The sequence below is a fragment of the Vibrio sp. 10N.222.48.A3 genome (assembly GCF_041475345.1).
GTDB classification, from domain to species: Bacteria; Pseudomonadota; Gammaproteobacteria; order Enterobacterales; family Vibrionaceae; genus Vibrio; species Vibrio tasmaniensis_A.
Genome location: NZ_JBFRVX010000973.1, coordinates 1 through 1,239 on the forward strand (window position 1 = coordinate 1; position 1,239 = coordinate 1,239).

The 1,239-nt window shown below is 43.6% G+C and carries 2 protein-coding genes and 1 tRNA gene; all 3 read left to right on the forward strand.

The window, feature by feature from the left end; genetic code table 11:
- Positions 1-259: helix-hairpin-helix domain-containing protein (locus tag AB4653_RS22625; RefSeq protein ID WP_372105382.1), on the forward strand; the 259-nt coding region annotated here is incomplete at its 5' end.
- Positions 260-305: 46 nt separating this feature from the next.
- On the forward strand, positions 306-863 hold the full coding sequence (pgsA, locus tag AB4653_RS22630; protein ID WP_012604331.1) for a CDP-diacylglycerol--glycerol-3-phosphate 3-phosphatidyltransferase: 558 nt from the start codon (positions 306-308) through the stop codon (positions 861-863).
- A 266-nt stretch (positions 864-1,129) separates the two neighbouring features.
- A tRNA-Cys gene (locus AB4653_RS22635) sits at positions 1,130-1,203 on the forward strand.
- Positions 1,204-1,239 lie beyond the last annotated feature (36 nt).

The following is a 1,239-nucleotide window of genomic DNA, read 5'->3' on the forward strand; positions in this document are numbered from 1 at the left end:
AGCGCTACACCTTATCCAACATATTCGTGACGAAAGCCATAATCATGCTATTGCCGGGCACAGAGCAAAACGTGGTAAAACGCGTAGAACCAGTGCACTTGAAGGAATTGAAGGGGTAGGGCCTAAGCGTCGTCAATCTTTGTTGAAATATATGGGTGGCTTACAAGAACTTAAGCGCGCAACTGTCGAAGAAATAGCCAAAGTGCCGGGCATTAGTCATTCTTTGGCAGAAAACATTTATCAAGCATTGAAACAATAGTAAAAATCCCGCACCATTAAAGCGCAATTGATAAGAGCCTAATAATATGCGTTTGAATATACCTAACATTTTGTCCTTACTGAGACTATTTTTAATCCCAGTATTCGTTGTTGTTTTTTACCTACCTTATGAATGGGCTCCTTTTGCTGCTGCAATGGTGTTTTGGGTAGCGGGTTTTACTGACTGGCTAGATGGCATGCTGGCTCGTAAACTAGGACAAACGTCTCGCTTTGGTGCCTTTATTGACCCCGTGGCGGATAAAGTGCTCGTTGCTACTGCTCTTATCTTAGTTACCGAGCACTATCACTCGATCTGGGTGACTATTCCCGCGGTGACCATGATTGGTCGTGAAATTATCATCTCGGCGCTTCGTGAATGGATGGCTGAAATCGGCAAACGTGCAAGCGTTGCGGTATCTTGGGTTGGTAAAGTGAAAACCGTTTCTCAGATGTTCGCTCTTTGGGTACTTATCTGGCGATACGACGACTGGATGGTTTGGGTGGGTTACATTGCACTCTATGTTGCAACCGTTCTTACTTACTGGTCAATGGCGCAATACTTGATGGCCGCCAAAGATGATTTGTTAGACGAAAAACACCATTGATGAAGAAGCGAGCTGAGGCTCGCTTTTTTGATCTTTAACCTAAGGTTAAATTATCAATAGTGGATATCTAATGTGATATAGATCTCCTTTGAATAGCCTGTCCACAAAGTGCTTTGCACACAAAGTCAGCTATTTAGCCTGTTTCGTATAAAATCTATTCAAACGAATTAAAAATACAAAAATAATATTGACTCAAACGCTCGAATCCGTAGAATGCATCCCGTACCCAAGAGGATGGCAATAAGCGATTCGATTGGAGTTACTAAGGCGCCTTGGCAGAGTGGCTATGCAGCGGATTGCAAATCCGTGGACCTCGGTTCGACTCCGGGAGGCGCCTCCATTATCTCTTTCGTAGAGTAATGAAAATGCGATACTA